The following is a 743-nucleotide window of genomic DNA, read 5'->3' as shown; positions in this document are numbered from 1 at the left end:
TAACTACGACCAAAGACACTAACCTATGGCACAAATCCGTAACCCATTACCAAAGACGCTAAGTCATTACTGAATTTTTACCGGCGGCGGGTAACTGGCTGTTTCGATAGGTTAGTGACTTTAATGCGGGTTAAAGACCCGCGGCGAAGACACTAACCTATTGAAAGTTCCCCCGGTCCTCCCTTATGAACGGCGAAAAGCCACATGTGTTTCGAGAAGCCACCAAAGAAGTGGCTTTTCGAAACACATGTGGCTTCTCAGCATAAGACCCACGGGGCTGATTTACATGTCGGGCCAGTCGCGGTGCAACGAATACTCCGTATCCCCATCACCATTATCGTTCAGGTGCCAACGCTGACCGGTACGAATATCGGCCTTGCGCAGACGCGGGTTCGGGTTATCCGGCTTGCCCATAGTCGGATCGTTCTTGCAGCCCCAGCGAGTGTCGTCGTAGCTGCAGTCACCTGCCACGCGTCCCACATCAACCCACCACACACGCACCAGCAACGGGTCACTGGTCGCCTGCGGGGTCACTTCCATCATCTGCCACGGGCCACCATCCACACGGAAACGAGCCGTGTAGTGCACGGTCGCATACGCGTGGAAGTTGCCAGAGCGCTGGTAGGCGTAACTCGTTGCGGTTTCACGCGGGCGTTCACGGGGATAGGTGGTCACGGGCTGACCTGCCGTGTAGTGGGTGTCTGTATCTCCGTTGCCGTACTCGATGACATAGGAGGAGGGCA

Annotated in this window: 1 pseudogene; it reads right to left on the bottom strand. The window is 55.7% G+C overall.

Features of this window, described 5'->3' with window-relative positions:
- Positions 1-282: 282 nt before the first annotated feature.
- Positions 283-743, bottom strand: a pseudogene (locus HMPREF2980_RS01125) (peptide ABC transporter ATPase); the annotation flags it as partial.

Source organism: Rothia sp. HMSC076D04, from assembly GCF_001814645.1.
Classification (GTDB): domain Bacteria; phylum Actinomycetota; class Actinomycetes; order Actinomycetales; family Micrococcaceae; genus Rothia; species Rothia mucilaginosa.
This window is presented reverse-complemented; position numbering and strand designations above follow the sequence as displayed.